The 21,008-nt window shown below is 36.1% G+C and carries 22 protein-coding genes, 1 tRNA gene, 1 pseudogene and 1 riboswitch; of the genes and pseudogenes, 15 read left to right on the forward strand and 9 right to left on the reverse strand.

Annotated elements, in window-relative coordinates; genetic code table 11:
• Window positions 1–75 precede the first annotated feature (75 nt).
• The gene (ilvN, locus tag VB691_RS03115; RefSeq protein WP_323290001.1) at window positions 76–597 is read left to right on the forward strand and encodes an acetolactate synthase small subunit; all 522 of its coding nucleotides are present in this window, start codon (window positions 76–78) and stop codon (window positions 595–597) included.
• A gap of 94 nt (window positions 598–691) precedes the next feature.
• Here the strand turns inward: ilvN and VB691_RS03120 are convergent, their stop codons facing one another.
• Together VB691_RS03120 and VB691_RS03125 are read right to left on the reverse strand one after the other, a co-directional pair.
• Window positions 692–910 (reverse strand): hypothetical protein, encoded by a 219-nt coding sequence (locus VB691_RS03120; RefSeq protein ID WP_323290002.1) that lies wholly within the window; start codon window positions 908–910, stop codon window positions 692–694.
• 106 nt (window positions 911–1,016) lie between these two features.
• Window positions 1,017–1,223: a hypothetical protein gene (locus VB691_RS03125; protein WP_323290003.1), complete on the reverse strand. Its 207-nt coding sequence runs from the start codon at window positions 1,221–1,223 to the stop codon at window positions 1,017–1,019.
• A gap of 213 nt (window positions 1,224–1,436) precedes the next feature.
• Between VB691_RS03125 and VB691_RS03130 the strand changes: the two genes are divergently transcribed.
• Together VB691_RS03130 and VB691_RS03135 are read left to right on the forward strand one after the other, a co-directional pair.
• Window positions 1,437–1,937, forward strand: coding sequence for an alpha/beta hydrolase (locus tag VB691_RS03130; RefSeq protein WP_323290004.1), 501 nt, complete (start codon window positions 1,437–1,439; stop codon window positions 1,935–1,937).
• A gap of 11 nt (window positions 1,938–1,948) precedes the next feature.
• A complete protein-coding gene (locus VB691_RS03135) occupies window positions 1,949–3,406 on the forward strand; it encodes a carotenoid oxygenase family protein (protein WP_323290005.1) in 1,458 nt (485 codons plus the stop codon).
• A gap of 29 nt (window positions 3,407–3,435) precedes the next feature.
• Here VB691_RS03135 and rppB read toward each other — a convergent pair whose 3' ends face one another.
• Both rppB and rppA read right to left on the reverse strand, forming a co-directional pair.
• A complete protein-coding gene (rppB, locus tag VB691_RS03140; RefSeq protein ID WP_323290006.1) occupies window positions 3,436–4,797 on the reverse strand; it encodes a two-component system sensor histidine kinase RppB in 1,362 nt (453 codons plus the stop codon).
• A 10-nt stretch (window positions 4,798–4,807) separates the two neighbouring features.
• Window positions 4,808–5,509: a two-component system response regulator RppA gene (gene rppA, locus VB691_RS03145; protein WP_323290007.1), complete on the reverse strand. Its 702-nt coding sequence runs from the start codon at window positions 5,507–5,509 to the stop codon at window positions 4,808–4,810.
• Between the two features lie 155 nt (window positions 5,510–5,664).
• On the opposite strand from rppA, the gene VB691_RS03150 reads away from it, so the two are divergent.
• The 5 genes from VB691_RS03150 (at window position 5,665) to VB691_RS03170 (ending at window position 11,413) form a co-directional block, all read left to right on the forward strand.
• Window positions 5,665–6,030, forward strand: a complete 366-nt coding sequence (locus VB691_RS03150; RefSeq protein WP_323290008.1) for a hypothetical protein — start codon at window positions 5,665–5,667, stop codon at window positions 6,028–6,030.
• Window positions 6,031–6,118: 88 nt separating this feature from the next.
• Window positions 6,119–6,322 (forward strand): hypothetical protein, encoded by a 204-nt coding sequence (locus VB691_RS03155; protein ID WP_323290009.1) that lies wholly within the window; start codon window positions 6,119–6,121, stop codon window positions 6,320–6,322.
• Between the two features lie 118 nt (window positions 6,323–6,440).
• Window positions 6,441–8,285: a copper resistance system multicopper oxidase gene (locus VB691_RS03160; RefSeq protein ID WP_323290010.1), complete on the forward strand. Its 1,845-nt coding sequence runs from the start codon at window positions 6,441–6,443 to the stop codon at window positions 8,283–8,285.
• Complete coding sequence (locus VB691_RS03165; protein ID WP_323290011.1) at window positions 8,286–9,218, forward strand: copper resistance protein B; 933 nt, start codon at window positions 8,286–8,288, stop codon at window positions 9,216–9,218.
• Window positions 9,219–9,352: 134 nt separating this feature from the next.
• Window positions 9,353–11,413 (forward strand): prolyl oligopeptidase family serine peptidase, encoded by a 2,061-nt coding sequence (locus VB691_RS03170; protein ID WP_323290012.1) that lies wholly within the window; start codon window positions 9,353–9,355, stop codon window positions 11,411–11,413.
• A gap of 13 nt (window positions 11,414–11,426) precedes the next feature.
• Here the strand turns inward: VB691_RS03170 and VB691_RS03175 are convergent, their stop codons facing one another.
• From VB691_RS03175 to thiC, 4 genes are read right to left on the reverse strand one after another with little or no spacing between them, the layout of a single operon-like run.
• Window positions 11,427–11,699: a type II toxin-antitoxin system mRNA interferase toxin, RelE/StbE family gene (locus VB691_RS03175; RefSeq protein WP_323290013.1), complete on the reverse strand. Its 273-nt coding sequence runs from the start codon at window positions 11,697–11,699 to the stop codon at window positions 11,427–11,429.
• Window positions 11,696–11,911: a hypothetical protein gene (locus tag VB691_RS03180; protein WP_323290014.1), complete on the reverse strand. Its 216-nt coding sequence runs from the start codon at window positions 11,909–11,911 to the stop codon at window positions 11,696–11,698. The genes VB691_RS03175 and VB691_RS03180 overlap by 4 nt, the downstream gene beginning before the upstream one ends.
• 32 nt (window positions 11,912–11,943) lie before the next feature.
• Window positions 11,944–12,531, reverse strand: coding sequence for a Uma2 family endonuclease (locus VB691_RS03185; protein ID WP_323290015.1), 588 nt, complete (start codon window positions 12,529–12,531; stop codon window positions 11,944–11,946).
• 55 nt (window positions 12,532–12,586) lie between these two features.
• Entirely contained in the window at window positions 12,587–13,966 is a 1,380-nt protein-coding gene (thiC, locus tag VB691_RS03190) for a phosphomethylpyrimidine synthase (protein ID WP_323290016.1), read from the reverse strand.
• A 7-nt stretch (window positions 13,967–13,973) separates the two neighbouring features.
• A riboswitch (TPP riboswitch) is annotated at window positions 13,974–14,069 on the reverse strand.
• Window positions 14,070–14,193: 124 nt separating this feature from the next.
• Here thiC and VB691_RS03195 point away from each other — a divergent pair.
• Window positions 14,194–14,266 (forward strand) — tRNA-Phe (locus VB691_RS03195).
• Between the two features lie 444 nt (window positions 14,267–14,710).
• On the opposite strand, the gene VB691_RS03200 is transcribed toward VB691_RS03195, so the two are convergent.
• Window positions 14,711–15,088: a hypothetical protein gene (locus VB691_RS03200; RefSeq protein WP_323290017.1), complete on the reverse strand. Its 378-nt coding sequence runs from the start codon at window positions 15,086–15,088 to the stop codon at window positions 14,711–14,713.
• A 200-nt stretch (window positions 15,089–15,288) separates the two neighbouring features.
• On the opposite strand from VB691_RS03200, the gene VB691_RS03205 reads away from it, so the two are divergent.
• The 6 genes and pseudogenes from VB691_RS03205 to fumC all read left to right on the forward strand — a co-directional run bounded on the left by VB691_RS03205 (window position 15,289) and on the right by fumC (window position 20,860).
• Window positions 15,289–15,567 (forward strand): hypothetical protein, encoded by a 279-nt coding sequence (locus VB691_RS03205; protein ID WP_323290018.1) that lies wholly within the window; start codon window positions 15,289–15,291, stop codon window positions 15,565–15,567.
• A gap of 83 nt (window positions 15,568–15,650) precedes the next feature.
• Window positions 15,651–15,833: pseudogene (locus VB691_RS03210) on the forward strand (IS1634 family transposase); the annotation flags it as partial.
• 498 nt (window positions 15,834–16,331) lie between these two features.
• Window positions 16,332–17,645: an ABC transporter substrate-binding protein gene (locus VB691_RS03215; RefSeq protein ID WP_323290019.1), complete on the forward strand. Its 1,314-nt coding sequence runs from the start codon at window positions 16,332–16,334 to the stop codon at window positions 17,643–17,645.
• A gap of 217 nt (window positions 17,646–17,862) precedes the next feature.
• Window positions 17,863–18,429, forward strand: a complete 567-nt coding sequence (locus VB691_RS03220; protein ID WP_323290020.1) for a hypothetical protein — start codon at window positions 17,863–17,865, stop codon at window positions 18,427–18,429.
• Window positions 18,417–19,412 (forward strand): HTTM domain-containing protein, encoded by a 996-nt coding sequence (locus VB691_RS03225; RefSeq protein ID WP_323290021.1) that lies wholly within the window; start codon window positions 18,417–18,419, stop codon window positions 19,410–19,412. Before VB691_RS03220 ends, VB691_RS03225 begins: the two co-directional genes overlap by 13 nt.
• Before the next feature lie 68 nt (window positions 19,413–19,480).
• Window positions 19,481–20,860 carry a class II fumarate hydratase gene (fumC, locus tag VB691_RS03230; protein ID WP_323290174.1) on the forward strand — a complete coding sequence of 460 codons (1,380 nt, stop codon included), beginning with the start codon at window positions 19,481–19,483 and terminating at the stop codon, window positions 20,858–20,860.
• The last annotated feature ends 148 nt before the right edge of the window (window positions 20,861–21,008 follow it).

The raw sequence follows: 21,008 nt of genomic DNA on the forward strand, positions 1-21,008 counted from the left end.
AGCGAAAATAAGCAATAATCATCTTAGGATTGTGCTTAATTTCTGATTGTTTGCCAGATTTTCCTATTGATAACCATGAAACATACTCTTTCTGTTTTAGTTGAAGATGAAGCGGGAGTTTTAACCCGTATCGCTGGTTTATTTGCCCGTCGTGGGTTCAATATTGAAAGTTTAGCTGTGGGGCCCGCCGAACAAGTTGGGGTTTCCCGGATCACAATGGTGGTTCCTGGGGATGATAATAGCATTGAACAATTAACGAAGCAACTCTATAAATTGATTAATGTTCTTAAGGTTAATGATATTACTCAAACCCCTTGTGTTGAACGAGAATTAATGTTACTTAAAGTCAATGCCAGTGCAGCTAACCGAGCAGAAGTGCTGGAATTAGTGCAGGTTTTTCGAGCGAAAATTGTTGATATGTCTGAAGAAACTGTTACCGTAGAAGTTGTTGGTGATCCTGGTAAAATGGTAGCAATTTTTCAGATGTTAAATAAGTTTGGTATTAGGGAAGTGGCCCGCACTGGTAAAATTGCCTTAACCCGCGAATCACGGGTTAATACTGAATACTTGAAATCTCTTGAAGCTAAGGTCTTTTAAGCTTACCAAAGCCCGAAGGGTTTAAGCTACCCGTAGGGGCAATTCATGAATTGCCCCTACAAAAAACATAAATTAGGTTGGTGTTTCGTCAGTCCTATTTTAGTTGTTTTTGATATAAAGTATGCAATAAATTTTCTAATTGTTCCTCAGAACAACATTCAATTAAGGCATAAAAAACATCAAGTAATTTTGCTCCACTGTCTCCGTGCATGGCACTTAAAGCCCAAACATCTTCTACCCAGTCTTCGGGATGAGTTTCTTCAAAAATGACTCTTTCTAAGAGTTGTTTTATTTCCGGTTTAGAAATTGACATATTGCTCAAAATAATTTAGTTAGATTGGCTCTCCCGTACCTGTGGTGATAAGTAAAGCTTATAATTCGTAGGGTGGGTTAGACGCGGCAACGATTTTGAGGAAAAACTAATAAGTTTTAATCCGCGTCGTAACCCACCATCTTAAGTATTGTATCTGATTATACATTTTATACCAAGATGTCGGGAGAGCCGTCCAGGGGAAGACAGAGACTTCTTTACTCCAAATGGGCCAGCGTTTAACCCCTAATTCTTGTAAACGTGCTTCACTGGGTTGATGTTCAATCTGAATAGTAGTAGTTGCTTGATTACTCATCTTTAAAGACTTTTTCTGTTACAAAATTAACTAACCTACAATTTAACTATAAAGTTAATCTTAAAATCTGTAAAGGGGTTCACCAAAATTTAGGTTTTCCCGTTGCTTTGTTAATATTTGATTAATTACAAGGCCCTCAGTTGTGGACTTACTGTAACCTTATTAGCAATTCACCGCAACCTATTTAGTTCCAACAAATTTACTGTTACAAATATGACCAAACTTTCTTGTTTTTGGTTGGGATTATGGGGATTAATTATTCCTTTAATTCCACAAGCTGCTTTAAGTGCAGACAAAATTTACTTTATTTATGGCCCGTTCAATTTTCCCTTATCTGTTGATTCTTTAGAAGTTTATGCTAAAGAGGGAAGAATTACGAAAGAATTTGCTCTTTATGCTAGTCAATTTGATGAGCAGACTTTAATTGAACTGCGTCAAACTTTACAGCAACGTCATACTATTAATGGGGTAAGATTTTCTCGTTTATTGCGAACTCCTTTAATGGAAGATTTATTAAAAAGTATGGGTCAAATTTTTAGTACCCATCCTAATTCTAATGGATTTTATGCCATTCGTGGAGCCTTAGTTTCTGCTGCTATTCATCAGGATAAAGAGGGATGGACAGCAATAGATGTAATGCGTAATTTTCCGACTGATAGCATTGCTATTGATACACAACTGGCCACAAAAATGCTCAAAAATAGTAAATTTTAAGGATTAAAATCATGAAAAGAAGAGACTTTTTAATTCAATCAACCTTAACCGCTTTGGGAACGATGGCATTGCATAATTTACCTGTACAATCTCAACCCATGTATAAACAATATAGTTCTTACAAAAGTTGGAAAAGTGACAATAGTTTTTTGAAGGGAATTAATGCCCCAGTTTTCCAAGAACTTGATATTAGTAATTTGAAAGTATCGGGAACAATTCCACCAGAAATTAAGGGGATGTATGTTCGTAATGGCCCTAATCCCATGTTTAAACCTGAGTCTTATAATTATCCCTTAGAAGGGGATGGAATGTTACATGGAATTTACTTGGAAAATGGAAAAGCTAGTTATAAAAATCGTTGGATTCAAACTCGCGGACTTGCTTATGAAAGGTTTGAAGGAAAAGAACTTGATGAATTAAAATTTAAGAATTATGCGAATACAAATATTATGTCCCATGGGGGCAAACTTTTGGCTTTATATGAGATTGGTTTACCCTATGAAATAACGCAAGAATTAGAGACAGTTGGGGAATGGAATTTTCAGGGTAATTTAGAACAGTCTATGACAGCCCATCCCAAAGTTGATTATACTACAGGAGAATTACATTTCTATCGTTATTCATTTTTTAATTCACCTTATTTACATTATTATATTGCTGATAAACAAGGAAAAATTATTAGAAATTATCCCATTGAAATTGCCAAACCTGTACTAATACATGATATGGCACTCACTGAAAATTATGCCATTTTCTTTGACTGTCCTTTGATTTTTAATATGGAAAAAGCTAAGGCAAATAATACCCCTTTTACTTGGGAACCTGAAGGGGGAACAACCATTATTTTAGTTGATCGTCATCATCCTGAAAAAAAACCTATTTATCTGAAAACAGAAGCTTTTTGGCTATGGCATTTTATGAATTCTTTTGAAAAAGATAATCAATTAACAATTGATTATGTTCACTATCCTAAAATGAACCTAGAAACCAATCTAGAAGCAATTTCATCTAATAAATCTAATCTACAAAGAATGACTATTGATTTGAAAACTCATCAAATTAATCAAAAATCTATTGATGATCATTCCATTGAATTTCCTATTATTGATAGTCGTAGAATGGGACAACCTTACCGCTTTGGTTATACCCCTTATATTGACAATGACTTACTAGCTAAAAAACAAATTATTGGCTATTTTCCTGCTTTAATTCAATATGATATGGTTAACCAAAACCATAAAACTCATCAACTAAAATCAGGTTGTTATTGCGGTGAAGCTTCCTTTATACCCCACCCAAATAAATCAGGTGAATTAGATGGTTATGTTGTTACTTTCGTTTACAATGAGAATACAAATACCAGTGATTTATTAATTATTGATCCTGCTAATTTTGAAAAGGAACCCATCGCAACGATACATTTACCTGTGCGGGTTCCTAGTGGGTTTCATGGTAACTGGATAGGTTAGAATTTGTAGGGGTAATTCATGAATTACCCCTACAATATTTTGGGTAATTGAACGATGAATAAGCTGCCTTTGTTAACTTCACTTCTCACTTCAATTGTACCATGATGAGCTTGGGCGATCGCTTGAGAAATGGATAACCCTAACCCTGAACCCCCTTCTTTTCTCGAACGACCTTGATCAACCCGATAAAACCTTTCAAAAATATGTTGTAAGGCTTGTGAATTAATGCCAATTCCTGTATCTTTTACTTTAATTATTGCTAGTTTATTCGTTTTTTCTAAAATTATTATTACTTCGCCTCCTTTGGGAGTATATTGAATGCCATTAACCACTAAATTAAAGAGTAAACGATAAATTTGTTCTGTATCTCCCTGAATTTCTAAGGGATAATTAACCCTGATTTCTGCTTGTAGTACGATATCTAATGATATTGCAAAAGATGCTAATTCTTCTAAAACATCACTAATGAGATCATTAAGACAAATTTTCTCATATTTAATATTAATTGAGTTAGAGTTTAACTGCCAATCTAAACGAGATAACATTAATAAATCAGCAACTAAAGCCGATAATCTTTGGGTTTGTCGTCCCAAGATAGACAAGGTTTCTCTTGCTTCTTGTTCTGTTAAAATTGAACTCATTAAATGAGATTCTACTGTTGCACGAATTGCCGCTAAAGGTGTTCTTAATTCATGGGCCGCGTCCCCAGTAAATTGTTGAATCTGACGATAGGATTGATAAACAGGTTTCATGGTTAAATCTGTTAATATCCAAGCAGAAACACCAATTATAATAATCGCCAAAGGCAATCCCAATAGTAATATTATAGCAACAATTTTTAGATAATTGTCAAAATCTTCAAGACTTCTAACAACTTGGAGATATCCCCAACTTTCTCCCTTTCTATTATGTAACATATAGGAAATTTGTAAATAACGTTTTTGTTGACTATCTTTTAAAATTTCCTGTTTTTTTTTGTGTTTTTTAATCGGTAGTCCTTTGGGTTGTTGTCCATTAAAGGCGACTAAATTACCAGAAAGATCAAAGAGATGTAAATAATATTGGCCCTTTTCAATTGCTCCTAAACGATAATTAGAAAGATTATTTTTAGAAATACAAGGATTATTAACCCGACACAAATTAGGCATTAATTGAATAACTTCATCTTCTAATATACCAGGTTGATCAAGAATCGGTTCAAAACTATCATGTAGGGTTCCTGCAATGGTTTTTAATTCTTTTTCGATAGTAATCTGATGAGCATGAATAATTGCTTCATAAACGCCAAATCCCAGAATTATCAAAACAATACTAATAATTCCAACATACCAACTAGCTAAACGTCTCTGTGTTTGTTTAAATAAGGAAAAATACTTTTGTTTTTGTTTCATTACTACCCCATTAATTTTGATTATCAACTGTAAATTGATAACCTAATCCATAAATTGTTTTAATCCAATTTTCTCCACCATAGGGAGCCAATTTTTGTCTTAATAAACGAATTTGAGCAGCAACAACATTACTCATCGGTTCATTTCCCCATTCCCAAAGTTGAGAGAGTAATTGATCGCGGGTGACAATTTGATTAGAATGTTTCATGAAATATTCCAATAATTGAAATTCTTTTCTTGTTAATTCTATTAACTGATTATTGCCCTTTCCCTTTTTATAAAAAATGGCATATTTACCATAGTCTAGAGTGATATTTCCTAAAGTTAATTCTTGGGGATTTATATAAGGTGAACGACGTTGTAAAGCGCGTAATCTTGCCAATAATTCCGCCATACCAAAGGGTTTAACCAAATAATCATCTGCACCTGCATCTAAACCAATAACCTTATCTTCTTCCCGATCTTTAGCTGTTAAGATTAAAACAGGTAAAGGATTATTTTGTTGTCGTATATTTTTGAGTAAATCAATTCCTAACAACTTAGGAAGTAACCAGTCAAAGATTCCTAAAGTATACTGTTGAGAACCCATTTCTAAAAAGCTTAAAGCTTCTTCCCCATCTTGCGCCCAATCTACAATATAATTATGTTCAGTTAAAGTGCGTTTAATTGCCTTTCCTAAGTCGGGTTCATCTTCAACTAAAAGAATACGCATTATTTCAATTATCTCCCTTTGATTTTGATACTTCTATGATTAACATAATAATCAATAATTGTGACTTAAAAAAATAATAGAGTCATTTCATCCTGATTTCATTTTTAGGAGCAATAATAGAAGTGAGATAAATCAGACTTAAAAAGGATAACATCATGAAACTTATAAGTAATCAAGTTATGATAGCGATCGCATTGGGAATAAGCACATCATTAACCAGTCTTCCTGTTGTCGCAGAAACTTCTCCTATTACCCCTATTATAGTCGCTCAAGCAAGCTCATCAATGACTCCTGAGCAAATACGTCAAAGTTATCAAAAATCCATCGGACAAATGCAGCAAATGCTTAAAGAAATGCAAGAAGAAATGGAGCAAATGACTCCAGAAGAAATCACCCAAATGCACAAGCAACATCAACAGATGATGTCAGAAATGGAGCAATTAGCAGGACAAATACACCAAATGGGGGAAATGGTGGGAATTGGAACCGGAACTATGAACCATCATCAGACCCAACAATAAACTGAAAATTTTTAAAGCCATTTCATGGTGATTTCATTTTCTTTTGTCATACTCAAAATGTAGTCAATTTTAGGATTCTTCAACAATAATGAAAAGGTTAAAATCTGCCTTAATATTGGGAATAGTCATTAGTGGAACTTTTGCTATTGAGTTCATTGCTAACCCAGTCAATGCGAAAACATTGGACAATGATCAATCTAAATTAACACAAGATTGGTACAATAATTGTGGTAATCATGACCATGAAGGACATGATCAAAATTCCCGTCCTCCTAAAAAGAAAAAATCATAAATTATCTATGATTATTTTCTTGATAAAATCCCATGATTCTAACTGATAGATTTCGATAAAATCACCCTCTCGGTGTAATTCATTTTGTTTAAGCTTTCTAAACAATATCTCTAAAAGAATGAAAAACCCATTAAATAGACGTAATTTTTTGCGTTTGACAACAGGACTAGGTTTAGCTGTTGGATTAGATTATTTAATTCCTGCTTATGGTAAACCTATTAAGTCTCTTAAATCATCTAAAAACGAGATAAAATACTCTGATATTATTGACTTAACAATTCAAGAAACCAGCGTTAAAATTGGTGGTCAAGCTGCCACAGGAATCACCGTTAACAATACAATTCCTGCGCCTTTAATACGCTTAAAAGAAGGACAAACCGCCAAAATTAACGTTACTAATAATCTTAATCAAGATACTTCTATTCATTGGCATGGTATCATATTACCATCTAAAATGGATGGAGTTCCTGGGGTTAGTTTTGCGGGAATAAAACCAGGTCAAACCTTTACTTATGAATTTCCAGTTATTCAGAATGGAACCTATTGGTATCACAGTCATAGTGGACTACAAGAACAACGGGGCCATTTTGGTGCAATGATTATTGATCCCATAGAACCAGAACCCTTTGAATATGACAAAGATTATGTTGTAATTCTCTCTGACTGGACTTATGAAGACCCCCACGATGTATTAAGTAATCTCAAAAAAATGAGTGCTTATTACAACAACCAAAGACGAACTATTGAGCATTTATCTGATGATTCAATGTGGAGAGAAATGCGAATGGACCCCACAGATATTGCTGATGTAACAGGTGCTACTTATAGTTATTTAATGAATGGTTTAGTTCCAGAAACAAATTGGACGGGACTTTTTCAACCAGGGGAAAAAGTCAGATTGAGATTTATTAATGCTGCGGCCATGACTTTTTTTGATGTGCGTATTCCAGGTTTAAGAATGACCGTTGTGCAAGCAGATGGTCAGAATATTCAACCTGTTACTGTTGATGAATTTCGTATTGGAGTCTCAGAAACTTATGATGTTATTGTACAACCAAGAAAAGAGGAAGCTTATACTATTTTTGCAGAAACAATGGATCGTAGTGGTTATGCACGTGGAACTTTAGCTATTAGTAAAGGAATGAGCGCACCTATTCCTAAACTTCGAGAACGTCCCGTCCGTTCAATGAAAGATATGGGAATGAATCATGATATGTCGGAAATGAATAATAGTTCAAATATGAATCATGATATGTCGGGAATGAATAATAATTCAAACATGAATCATGATATGTCGGAAATAAATAATAATTCAAACATGAATCATGATATGTCGGGAATGAATAATAATTCAACTATGAATCATGATATGTCAGAACATAATGATCAGGCAACGATGGATCATGATATGTTTAATGATGAAGCAGTAATGAACAGTTCAAATGATTTCGGAGTAGGAAATGCTGGTGTTCCTATGATGGTACAAAGTCGCTTAAATGAACCAGGAATAGGGTTAGAAAATACAGGAACTCGTGTTTTAACTTATAGCGATCTTCGTAATATTTCTCCTGGTTATGACCAACGAAAACCAGACAGAGAAATAGAACTACATTTGACGGGAAATATGGAACGTTATATGTGGTCATTTAATGGCAAAAAATATTCAGAAGAAAAAGAAATTACCTTTTATAAAGGGGAAAGATTACGTCTAACTTTTATCAATCAAACCATGATGGAACATCCCATACATTTACATGGAATGTGGATGGAATTAGATAATGGAGCAGGTAAATATAAACCTCGTAAACATACTGTTATTGTGAAACCTGCTGAGAAAATGTCTGTCGAAGTTAACGTCGATGTTTCTGGTAAATGGCCCTTACATTGTCATCTTCTTTATCACATGAAAGTAGGAATGTTTCGGACTGTTGCTATTATTGATCGTCCGGTTGAGGCCAGTTAAATGCACTCAAAAAAAATAATTTATTCTAGTATTTTTACAGGAATATTGTCTTTTGTTAATCTTTTGACGGATGTTTCTATGATTAAAGCTGAAACTTTAGAGCATTTAGAAAATTTCAAGCTCAATGAAACTATTACTAACAATAATCAGGACATATTTAAACAAGATTTTGCCGAAAATATTATAATTAATGAAAACTTTAATCAAGAATTCGCACAACAAGAATATGAAGCACCTAATACTAATGAAGAAAACCAAGAAGACTGGCCATCACCCATAGAAGATGACGAAATTTTTTGGCTTTTATTAGTAGATCGATTAGAATATCGTGGGAGTGATGGAAAAGATTTATTTTATTGGGATGTTCAAGGTTGGATAGGAGGTGACTATGAAAGAATTTGGTTAAAAACTGAAGGAGAAGTTGCTTTTGCACAACAAGAAAGCGGAGACGCTGAAATACAGTTGCTTTATGGTTATTTAATTGCCCCTTTTTGGGATTTACAAGTAGGTTTACGATATGATAGAGAATATAGCCCTGATGATGATAAAGGTCGTGTCTTTGCTGTCATTGGAGTAGAAGGCTTAGCTCCTAATTTATTTGAAGTTGATACCGCTTTATTTATTAGTGAAGATGGAGATATATCAGCAAGACTTGAAGTAGAACAAGAATTATTAGTTACTCAAAAATTAATTTTACAACCCAGATTTGAAATTAATCTTGCTGCTCAAGAAGTAGAAAATTTTGGTATTGGTTCAGGGGTTAATGATGTTGAATTAGGGTTACGGTTACGTTATGAAATCAATCGTAACTATGCTCCTTATTTGGGTATTAATTGGATACGTTTAGTCGGAAAAACATCTGATTTTGCAAGAGAAGAAGGAGAAAGCGTTGATAATTTTTCGGTGTTAGGAGGGATTAGGATGTTATTTTAAAAATAGCCTAATTATTAAGGTAATTATGGAAATATAGATATAATTTAATTTTAAAATCAGGTTAATCTTAAACTTCCGATAAAAATTTATGATAAGATTGTAAGCGATGGTCATTACCTCAGAAGTTCCTAAAAATGTCACCTAAGTTCTCCTATCCAAATACCCCGCAACAAGATATAATTGATGTTTATCATGGGATCGAAGTTAAAGATCCTTATCGTTGGTTAGAAAACCCAGACTCAGAAGACAGTCAAGCTTGGATAGAAGCGCAAAATAAGATTACTTTTGACTATTTATCCCAAATTTCAGCAAGAGAAACCATTAAACAACGGTTAACTAAGCTCTGGGATTATGAAAAATATAGTATTCCCTTTAAAGAAGGCGATCGCTATTTTTATTTTAAGAACAACGGGTTACAAAATCAAAGTGTTTTATACACCTTAAAAAATCTCGATGATGAACCCACAATTTTATTAGATCCTAACACCTTATCCCAAGATGGAACCATTGCCCTATCAGGACTATCTATTGCTAAAAATGCCCAATATTTAGCTTATGGGTTATCAACATCAGGATCAGATTGGGTAGAATGGAAAGTCAAAGAAATTGAAACAGGAAAAAACTTATCCGATCATCTCAAATGGATTAAATTTTCTGGTGCATCTTGGACAAAAGATCATCAAGGTTTTTTCTACAGTCGCTACAATGAACCCAAGGAAAAAACTAAACTAGAAGATATTAATTATTATCAAAAACTCTATTATCATCAGTTAGGAACTTCCCAATCTGAAGACATTTTAATTTATGATCGTCCTGATGAAAAAGAATGGGGGTTTAGTGGAAACGTTACCGAAGATGGACAATATTTAATTATTAGTGTTTGGAAAGGAACAGATCCCAAAAATCTCATTTTTTATAAAGATTTAACTAACCCCAATGCTCAAGTAATTGAACTGATCAACGAATTTGAAGCCGACTATAGCTTTATTGATAATGATGGGTCAATCTTTTGGTTTCGCACTGATTTAAACGCCCCTAAAGGTAAAGTAATTAAGATTGATATTAATCAACCTAATAAAGAAAATTGGACAGAACTTATTCCCGAAACTCACGAAACCCTAGAAGATGTTGGTATTTTAAATAATCAATTTATTTGTGATTACCTCAAAGATGCTTATTCCTGTATTAAAATATTTGATTTACAAGGTAATTTTATCAGGGAAGTCACCTTACCTGGAATTGGAACAGTTGGGGGTTTTGGTGGTAAAAGATATGATGAAGAAACCTTCTATAATTTTACCAGTTTTACTACGCCTTCAACTATTTATCGTTACGACATTATAACAGGAGAAAGTACCCTTTTTCGTCAACCAAATGTAGACTTTAATCCTGATGAGTTTGAGACAAAACAAATTTTTTATCAGAGTAAAGACGGGACAGAAATTCCCATGTTTATTACTCATAAAAAAGGATTGAAACTTGATAGCAATAACCCAACTTATCTTTATGGATATGGTGGCTTTAATGTGTCCTTAACCCCTAATTTCTCCATTAGCAACCTGGTTTGGATGGAAATGGGAGGTGTTTATGCAGTTCCCAATTTAAGAGGAGGTGGAGAATATGGAGAAGAATGGCATCAATCAGGAATGAAAAATAAGAAACAAAACGTTTTTGATGACTTTATTAGTGCTGCCGAATGGTTAATCAAAAATAACTATACATCTCCTCAAAAATTAGCCATTGGTGGAGGTAGTAATGGAGGGCTTTTAGTGGGGGCTTGTATCACCCAAAAACCCGATTTATTTGCGGCTGCTTTACCTGCTGTTGGGGTGTTAGATATGCTGAGATTTCATAAATTTACCATAGGTTGGGCTTGGTGTTCCGAATATGGAAGTGCAGAAAATGAAGCAGATTTTAAGACACTTTATGCCTATTCTCCCTTGCATAATTTAAAGTCAAAAACTGCTTATCCTGCTACAATGATTACAACGGCAGATCATGATGATCGGGTGGTTCCTGCCCATAGTTTTAAGTTTGCTGCGGCTTTACAAAATGCCCATATTGGAGATAAAGCTATATTAATTCGCATTGAAACAAAAGCGGGTCATGGGGCGGGAAAACCTACCACTAAAATGATAGAAGAAATTGCTGATAAGTGGTCATTTTTAGTCGATAATTTACACATGAATTGTTAAATCAGAAAGTTTTCTAATAAACTTCATTATGAGAGCCTAGCGTTAGCAACAAAATATCATTTTCCTCTCTAGTAAATTTAAACAAAATACGATAACTATAATCAATGGAACATGACCAAATTCCTGACAATTCCCCTTTTAGTTTATGGGTTCGTAGACTGGGATGAAAAGGATTCTTGCTTAACTGCTGTAGCCTCTGTTCGATAAGTATCCGCAGTTGAGGATTTTGACGAACTAGACGCTTAAACTTTCGGGTAAATGTCTCAGTCCAAAGTAAATTTTTCATTCGTCTAATTCTGCCATTAAATCTGCCACTGAACCTTGTTTAAAATTACCTGAAAGATAATTCTGTTCAGCTTCAGTAATGTCTTGTAAGAGTTCTTGGCGTTTATGTTCTCTTAGACGATTTTGAATAATATCTATGAGTATAGTTTGTTCCTCTGGCGAAAGAGCTTCGACAGTTTCTATTGCTTTTTGAAAGGTTGAGGTATTTTCCATAGGATTAGAATTGATTGATTTTTTCTATTTTATCATTCTTCTTCTAGAGCAAAATCTACTCGATTATAAATATCTAAAATAGAAAGTTGAAAATCCACCGAATATAATTTTAAAATATCATTTTCTGATTCATAAGTTTTAAAAAGCCATTCCCCATTATTTTGTTTATAAAATTGTTCAATATAATAACTATATTGATCGATTAATATATATTCTTTAAATTCGGGAATTGAGCGATAAAATTTAAACTTATCAGTCCGATCATAATCTCTCGTAGATTTCGATAATACCTCTACAATAATTAACGCATTGATTATATTATTTGTCCCTTTTCCTTCATAAACAGGTTTACCTTTAACCACCATCACATCCGGATAGGTATATAAGCGATAGTCTGACATCCATAACCGGACATCACTCATAAAAACCCAATAATCCTCATTGTTGATATTAGTAGGAAAATGTCGACAGAAATTCAAAGCGATTAGATTATGATTAGTTGTTGCTCCTGTCATGGGAATAATCTCTCCATCTCGATATTCATTTTTATACTCTGCTGTTTCTTCTAACTGACAATATTCTTCAGGTGTGTAATACTGTTTTTCGATTTGGACTTGCATATTAACCTCTGTTCTCCTATTTAAAAATAAGGTGGGCATTGCCCACCCTACTAAACTATTGAGCGACTTTTTCTTTGTCTTTTTGGGCTAAGAATTGCTCTAACTCTGTTAACGCATCTGCATCAACTTTTGTTTGCATGGGACAGAACTTTGGCCCACACATTGAACAAAATTCCGCCGTTTTGTAGATGTCTGCGGGCAAGGTTTCATCATGATATTCTCGCGCCCTTTCAGGATCTAAAGATAACTCAAATTGACGATTCCAATCGAAATTATAACGAGCCTGAGACAGTTCATCATCCCGATCGCGGGCCCCCGGACGATGACGGGCAATATCGGCGGCGTGTGCTGCTATTTTATAGGCAATTAAGCCATTTCTGACATCCTCTGCATCAGGCAACCCTAAATGTTCTTTAGGAGTCACATAACACAACATAGCCGTACCATACCAACCCGCCATGGCCGCGCCGATCGCTGAGGTAATATGGTCATAACCTGGGGCAATATCTGTCACCAAGGGACCTAAAACATAGAAAGGTGCTTCTGAACACTCCTCCATCTGCTTTTTAACATTAAACTCAATTTGGTCCATCGGTACATGGCCCGGCCCTTCAACCATCACCTGGACATCATGTTCCCAAGCGCGACGGGTTAACTGGCCAAGGGTTTTCAGTTCCGCAAGTTGCGCTTCGTCTGACGCATCATGGGTACATCCAGGACGTAAAGAGTCCCCTAAACTAAAAGAAACATCGTATTTCTTAAAGATTTCGATGATTTCGTCAAAATGAGTATAGAGAGGGTTTTGCTTGTGATGATGCAACATCCAACGGGCAATAATACCACCCCCGCGAGAGACAATACCCGTTAGACGATTTCTGACCAAAGGCAGATGTTCTATAAGAATACCCGCATGAATGGTCATATAGTCTACCCCTTGTTGAGCGTGTTTTTCGATGATGTGGAGAAAATCATCAGGGGTCAGGGTTTCAATGTTACCGTGAACGCTTTCTAACGCTTGATAAATGGGAACAGTCCCAATGGGAACGGGAGACGCATTAATAATGGCGGTGCGAATGGTGTCTAAGTCTCCTCCTCCGGTGGATAAGTCCATCACCGTATCGGCCCCATATTTAACCGCTAATGTCAGTTTAGCGACTTCTTCATCAAGATTGGAGGAATTAGGAGAAGCACCAATATTAGCATTAACCTTACATTTAGAAGCAATACCAATAGCCATTGGTTCTAAATTAGTATGATTAATATTAGCCGGAATAATCATCCGTCCCCGCGCAATTTCTGCTCGAATTAACTCAGGGGGAAGATTTTCCCGTTTGGCCACATAGTCCATTTCTTCCGTAATGACCCCTTGACGCGCATAGTGCATCTGGGATACATTGTTTTGTCCCCGTCGCTTGGCAACCCATTGTGATCTCATACTTGTATACCTCTAGAAACAGCTTCCCTACGCTGGTATTACCCAGTCTCAGGTTCTAAGGGTCTTTCTCAGCCTGGATTCCCAGACACCCCTAGCTATAAGTGTTAATTGTACCATTGATGCTTGAGCGTTTTGAGATGATGCTTTAGGTAAAGAATTTTTGCTGATCCTCTTGCAATGGTTAAAAAGATTTGTTATGCTTGTTAAGCGCTGGAAAAAATACAGTTGCCGGGATAGCTCAGTTGGTAGAGCAGAGGACTGAAAATCCTCGTGTCACCAGTTCAAGTCTGGTTCCTGGCATATCATGTCTATAATCAAAACTCTGATTGACTAAGGTTTTCAGGTCTTTTTGCTCTATCTAAATAAGGACTAATTAGGATTGATTGAGACTAATTAGCCTTTCTAAATTTAGTCCAGAGCAAAAATGAGTAATTTTATCCAAAAGCTGAAAAAAGCTAACGAGATCTTAAAAGCAGGTTCAATTAATTTAACAATTGAACAACGGGGATCTAAATTGTTGCTTAGGGGAACATTCCCGCCCCGTCCTAACTCCAAGTTCAGTAATTCCCATCAACAACGGTTAACGCTTAATTTACCCGCAACGGATGAAGGTTTACAGGTTGCCAAGGGTAAGGCTAAGGAAATTAGTGGTCAGTTGACCCTTGATAAGTTCAGATGGGACGATCATATAAATCCGTGCCTTATTTATGCAGACCCCCGAAACAAAGTCAGGCTAGAATTTACTTATCTATTAGAAGGAAATAAGGGAGCTAAGATGATCACTCTTCGCCTAGGAACGGGAGAATTAAAGAAGTTAACCCCAAATAGTTTTTGTCCTAATAATAAGGCGTGTTCTATGTGATGATAAAACTGGAACCACAAGGCGACAGACCACCAAAAATAAGCCTTACCTGATTTGATGTAAGGACGTAAGGCCCACAGTCCAATCAACATGAATAGGGCATAGCCATAATGAAGCCATTCCGACTTCATCAGCCAAGGGCTAAGTAATCCGAGAAGACCTAAGCAATCAGGACGGGCCCAATTCATGACCCATAGTTCCCAGGCTTGGGCCATGTGTTCAATGAGATGGGCTAGGGTGATTAAGAAAAAGACTTGCATGGTATTTGAGGAGAAAACACTATATCTAGTGTAACAAACCCAGGGATCGCCGATTCAATGACACTATATGTAGTAAGTAACTTTTAATTACTTGGAAGTTCCGTAAAGGATTTCACAAAATTGGCAATAAAATAAAGATAAGTCCCCCAGAGAGAAACCTAGGAGACATTAAAAAAATAGAATTATTAGGAGTTTAACCTATGACTGAACCCACTACTGTTACTTATTCCATTGCAGAAGTCCTTAAGGGCATAGAGGACAAATTCAAGAAGATAGAGGAGAAACTGGACACTATTCAGAAAGATGTAACGGATTTAAAGGTAGGCGTAGCAACCCTAACCGAGAAAGTCGAGGGTATGGACAAGCGACTAGAAAAAGTAGAAACAACCCAAAATAGTCAAGTTTGGGCGTTAATCGTTTTATTGTTCGGGGCTATTGCTACAGCATCGGCTAGATTCTTTTTTACTGGTAATCCTTAATAATTATAGTCAAAAAAAAGACCAGTTTAACGGGCCTTTAATCGATTTTTAAGGGTTTGTTTACTCAGATGGCAGAGTGTATAAGTGATTGTTATAGTCAAGAAAATCTCAAACTAATCCAACATTTAAAATGGATAACTAGGGTTCCAATGACGCTCAAAAAAGCGAAAGAATTAATGCAAAATGTAGAAATAGAAGAAATAACAGATGACGAAAAGAAGAAAAGAAGTCACCTACATTTAGAAGGTTATACCTGGAAAACAGAAGAAAGACGTTTCATTTTAAGTTTTTTACCTGCATCTTGTCAAAAATACTATCTATAATTTTCTGATTTTCTGATAATCAATAGGCTTTTCTACAATTAATTGTCAATCGGGACTATCAGAGCGTCCCCTACTTTTTGATGTCCAAATTTATGATTTTCAAAAATGCAGATTTTGCCATGTACAATGTATTTTTAAAATTTACTAATTTTGAATCTAATAGTCATCTCTATTAGCCCCTGATTTCATACTACGGTTATGCTACTTTTTTGAAGTGCGGAATGTGGGCTTAAAGATTACATTGATAAATTAATTTTAGAAGGAGATAAATTAAAACTAAAAGCAGAGGAATATTTAATGGGCCTGTCGAAGCTCGAAAACTTATGAACCGTTGGGGGATGATAGCGGGTTAACTGATTGATTGCTTTTTAGTCTGTTAGGAGTTATAAAGGAAGGTCAAAAGTTAAGCAGAATAACTTGCAGCGAGGAGCGACCTTAGTAATGAATTCATTGTTGACAAAATACCGCTTAAAGTCTCCCCTAGCTTTGGGACTAGCGATCGCCTTCAGTACCAGTTTATTAGGGGGCTGTAATCAGAAACAACCCACAGATACATCTTCCCCCCCTAGTCCCACCACCCCCGCAGACGGGCTAAAATTAGGGGCTTTATTACCTGTCACGGGAGATTTAGCCTCCATTGGGGCTAATATGCCAGAAGCCGTTAAATTAGCCGTAGAGGAAGTGAATGCCTGTGATGGAGTCAATGGGAAACCTGTTACCCTAATTACGGAAGATAGTCAAACCGATCCGGCCGCAGGGGCCGCCGCCATGACTAAATTAGCAGAAGTGGATCGGGTGGCTGGTGTGGTTGGGGCCTTTGCTAGTAGTGTTTCTGGGGCCGCTGTAGGCATTGCAGCACAAAATAAGGTCATGTTGGTGTCTCCTGGCAGTACCAGCCCTGTGTTTACAGACCAGGCCAAAAATGGCGAATTTGATGGTTATTGGGCGAGAACGGCTCCCCCTGATACTTATCAAGCCCAAGCCTTAGCGGCCTTAGCAGCTAAACAGGGCTTTAAAAATGTCTCCACTGTGGTCATTAATAATGATTATGGGGTGGGGTTTGAACAGGAATTTGTCAAAGCCTTTGAGAAGTCAGGGGGTAACATTACTAATAAAGAGAAACCTGTTCGTTATGATCCCAAAGCTTCAACCCTTGATAGTGAGGCGGCCGCAGCTTTTGCCAATAAACCGGATGGGGTGGCCGCGGTTCTTTATGCGGAGACGGGTAGTATTCTGATACAAGCAGCCTATAAACAGGGGTTAACCAATGGTGTCACTCTCTTGTTAACAGATGGGGTGTATTCGGAAGATTTCGTTAAACAGGTGGGTAAAACGGCTGATGGTAAGTTTATCTTGGCCGGGGCCTTGGGAACCGTACCTGGGGCAAATGGTCAAGCATTGGGGGCGTTTACGACTAAGTGGAATGAGAAAACAGGCAAGGATGTGACGGCTTTTGTTCCCCATAGTTGGGATGCTACGATTTTATTAATGTTGGCCGCAGAAGCAGCAGATGCTAACACTGGAGAAGGCATTAAGAGTAAAATCCGTGAGGTGGCCAATGCCCCAGGTATAGAGGTGAGTGATCCTTGTGAAGCAATGGCCTTGGTTCGTAAGGGAGAAGATATTAATTATCAAGGGGCCAGCGGTAATGTGGATCTTGATGAAAATGGCGATGTTGTGGGGAGTTATGATGTTTGGACAGTCAAAGAAGATGGAACCACTGAAGTGATTGATAAAGTCAGTCCGGCTCAATAATAATCTTAAAATAATCTAAAGGGAAAGGCCCGCTACGGCGGGCTTATTTTTTTTAGCTTCATTTAAGTTAATATTTGATTTCAAAAGTTTAAAAGTTTCTGTATATATTAGATCTTCAATGAAGCTTTACATAGAATTTAGAAGATTGAACAGGATCAATCTGACTTTAGATTTTGCATGGCAAATTTAAGGATTATTTAGTCGTTGTTGATGATTAATGATTCCTAATTTTGCCGGAATTTTAGTGACAAATATGGAAAGTTATCGTTCTACAGATTTACTCAAAAAAACCGCAGTGATCTTTATAATATCAGTATCTTTGTGGTCCCATCTTGTTCAAAATACTACCATCAGAATTCCCTTTATTCCTAATATTGTACCTAAGGTAACATCTTTTTTAGGAATGAGTTCTTCTTGGCGAATGTTTTCCGTGGTTGATCGATTTAGTTGGCGACTTGGTGTGGTGGCAATTCATCAAAATGGAGAGGCCAGTGTTTTACCCATATTCTCCCAGAAAGAGAAAGATAATGTTACAGATAACTTTGTCAATTTTCGGGATGGAAAATTACAGCAAAGTTTGTTCCATTATAAAGATGCCCGTGAGCATTATACTGACTATCTTTGTCGAATTTATCAAGATCCCAATAATCCGATTAAGGCGATTCGTTTTGATCTATTTTGGCGGCAAATATTACCACCAGAACAATCTGCTATCCGTAAACAATATTTGACTGAAGAGTTTAGTGATAAAGGAAAATTAGGGGAATTTCAATGTCGGAATTAATAAGAAAAAGTATCAAAAGATTCTATGATTTTTGGTTTCAGAAAGAATCAACGCTGACCTTAGGATTTTTTAGGATTGTTTTCGGACTTTTCATTTTTGTTGTCTTATTAGTCAGTTATTTTGACTGGGAAGAATTCTATGGTGTTCAGGGAATGATTACCCTAGATCGGTTTATAGATGCCAGAGGAGGCTGGTTTTTAGCTTCGTTTAAATCTCTCTTTGCTTTGTCAGATTCTCCTCAGTTTGTTTGGGTAATTTATGGGGCTACTTTATTAACCACCATCGCCTTTATTTTAGGAATAGGCACCAGAATTACAACAATTATTCTTTATATTTTGTGGTTCTCAATTTGTAATCGCAATACTGCTATTATTGATGGCAAAGATCTGATCATTCGGATGCTTTTATTTTATAGTTGTTTTGCTCCCTTGGGTAATAGTTTATCTGTTGATAATTTTTTGAGACGTAAGTGGGGTAAAAAGCATCAGAGTTTAACTAAATATTATCCTCAGAAAAAATCCGTATGGAGTTGGCGACTTCTTCAGCTTTCTATTGCTTTAATTTATCCCCTTTCTGCTTTGGATAAACTCAGAAGTGATATCGCTTGGCGTGAAGGTAATATTATGTACTATATTTCTTTGTATGATGAATGGTTTAGATTTAGTGATGTTGATTTTTTACACAGTCATATCATGAGTATGGCCATGACTTATGGTACCTTAATTCTTGAGTTGTCTTTTTTCATTTTTATTTGGTTTAAGCGGACTAAATATCCGATGCTCATTTTGATGAGTTTACTACACATTTCTATTGCTATTTTGATGAATGCTTTTGTCTTGCAAATTAGCGCAGTCATGTTAGTTTCTTATACCTTATTTTTGGAACCGGAAACCGTGAGAAAATTCTTGAGTTATTTCCAACGTAATTATCGCTTCTCAATTGGAGAATGGGGAATAGAGAAGCAGGAATTAAGTAATAAGTAATAAACTAAAAAATTATAACTTTTTACTTGTTACTTGTAAACAAAATGAGCAATAAATCAGGAGAAAAAATGCGAATTGAAACCGATAGTATGGGTAGTATTGAAGTACAATCAGATCGTTATTGGGGCGCACAAACTCAGCGATCATTATACTATTTTGCCATTGGTCAAGATGTAATGCCCAGGGAAATGATTCGGGCTATTGGTATCCTAAAAAAAGCCACAGCAATTGTTAATAAAAACTTAGGAAAATTAACCGAAGAAAAGGCAGATTTAATCCTTCAAGCAGCAGATGAAGTAATAGGAGGAACTCTTGATGATCACTTTCCTTTAAGTATTTGGCAAACGGGAAGCGGAACCCAAACTAATATGAATGCCAATGAAGTAATTTCTAACCGTGGTATTGAATTAGCAGGGGGAATATTAGGAAGTAAAACTCCCATTCATCCGAATGATCATGTTAATATGTCCCAATCTTCTAATGATACCTTTCCCACGGCCATGCACATTGCAGCAGTGGAAGAAATACATCATAAATTGTTACCAATGGTCGCTAAATTAAGGGATGGTTTAGCCGCTAAAATGACAGCTTATGAAAATATTGTCAAAATTGGGCGAACTCATCTCATGGATGCCGTTCCTTTAACATTAGGACAGGAATTTTCGGCTTATGTTTCCCAACTCGATAAAGATCTTGAACGCATTAAATTAACCTTACCCGATCTCTATGAATTGGCGATCGGTGGTACAGCAGTGGGGACGGGATTAAATACTCATCCTGAATTTTCCCAACGGGTTGCGGCGGAAATTGCCCAAATAACGGCTTTACCCTTCGTTGCGGCCCCGAATAAGTTTGCCGCTTTAGCTGCCCATGATGCCATTGTAATGTGTAGTGGTGCGCTCAAAACTTTGGCCTGTTCTTTGATGAAACTTGCTAATGATATTCGTTGGTTAGGATCGGGGCCTCGTTGTGGTATTGGTGAGCTTATTTTACCTGCAAATGAGCCTGGATCTTCCATTATGCCAGGAAAAGTTAACCCGACTCAATGTGAAGCTATGACGATGGTTTGTGTGCAGGTAATGGGCTATGATTCAGCTATTAGTATGGCAGGAAGTCAGGGGAATTTTGAGTTAAATGTGTTTAAACCTTTGTTGATTTTTAATCTGCTTAATTCTATTCGGTTGTTAGCAGATGCTTGTTCATCTTTTACGGATCATTTAGTAGTAGGAATGGAGATAAATAAGGAACAAATTGAGTATTATTTAAACAATTCTTTGATGTTAGTGACTGCTTTAAATCCTCATATTGGCTATGATAAAGCGGCGAAAGTTGCGAAAAAAGCTTATGAAGAAAGAACAAGTTTACAAGATGCTTGTGTTGCGTTAGGATTTCTCAGTGCAGAAGAATTTCAAAACATTGTACGTCCTGAAACAATGACTCATCCTTAGAGAAGTCAGAAGTAGTAGGGGTTTAATAATATTAAGATCTCCTACTGCTATAATAATGAATAATTATTCATTATTCATTATTCATTATTCATTATTCATTTAATAATATTATAGAAAAATCTCCTATCTTAAAGATAGGAGATCAGCT

This window comes from Crocosphaera sp. XPORK-15E (genome assembly GCF_034931425.1).
Classification (GTDB): Bacteria; Cyanobacteriota; Cyanobacteriia; order Cyanobacteriales; family Microcystaceae; genus UHCC-0190.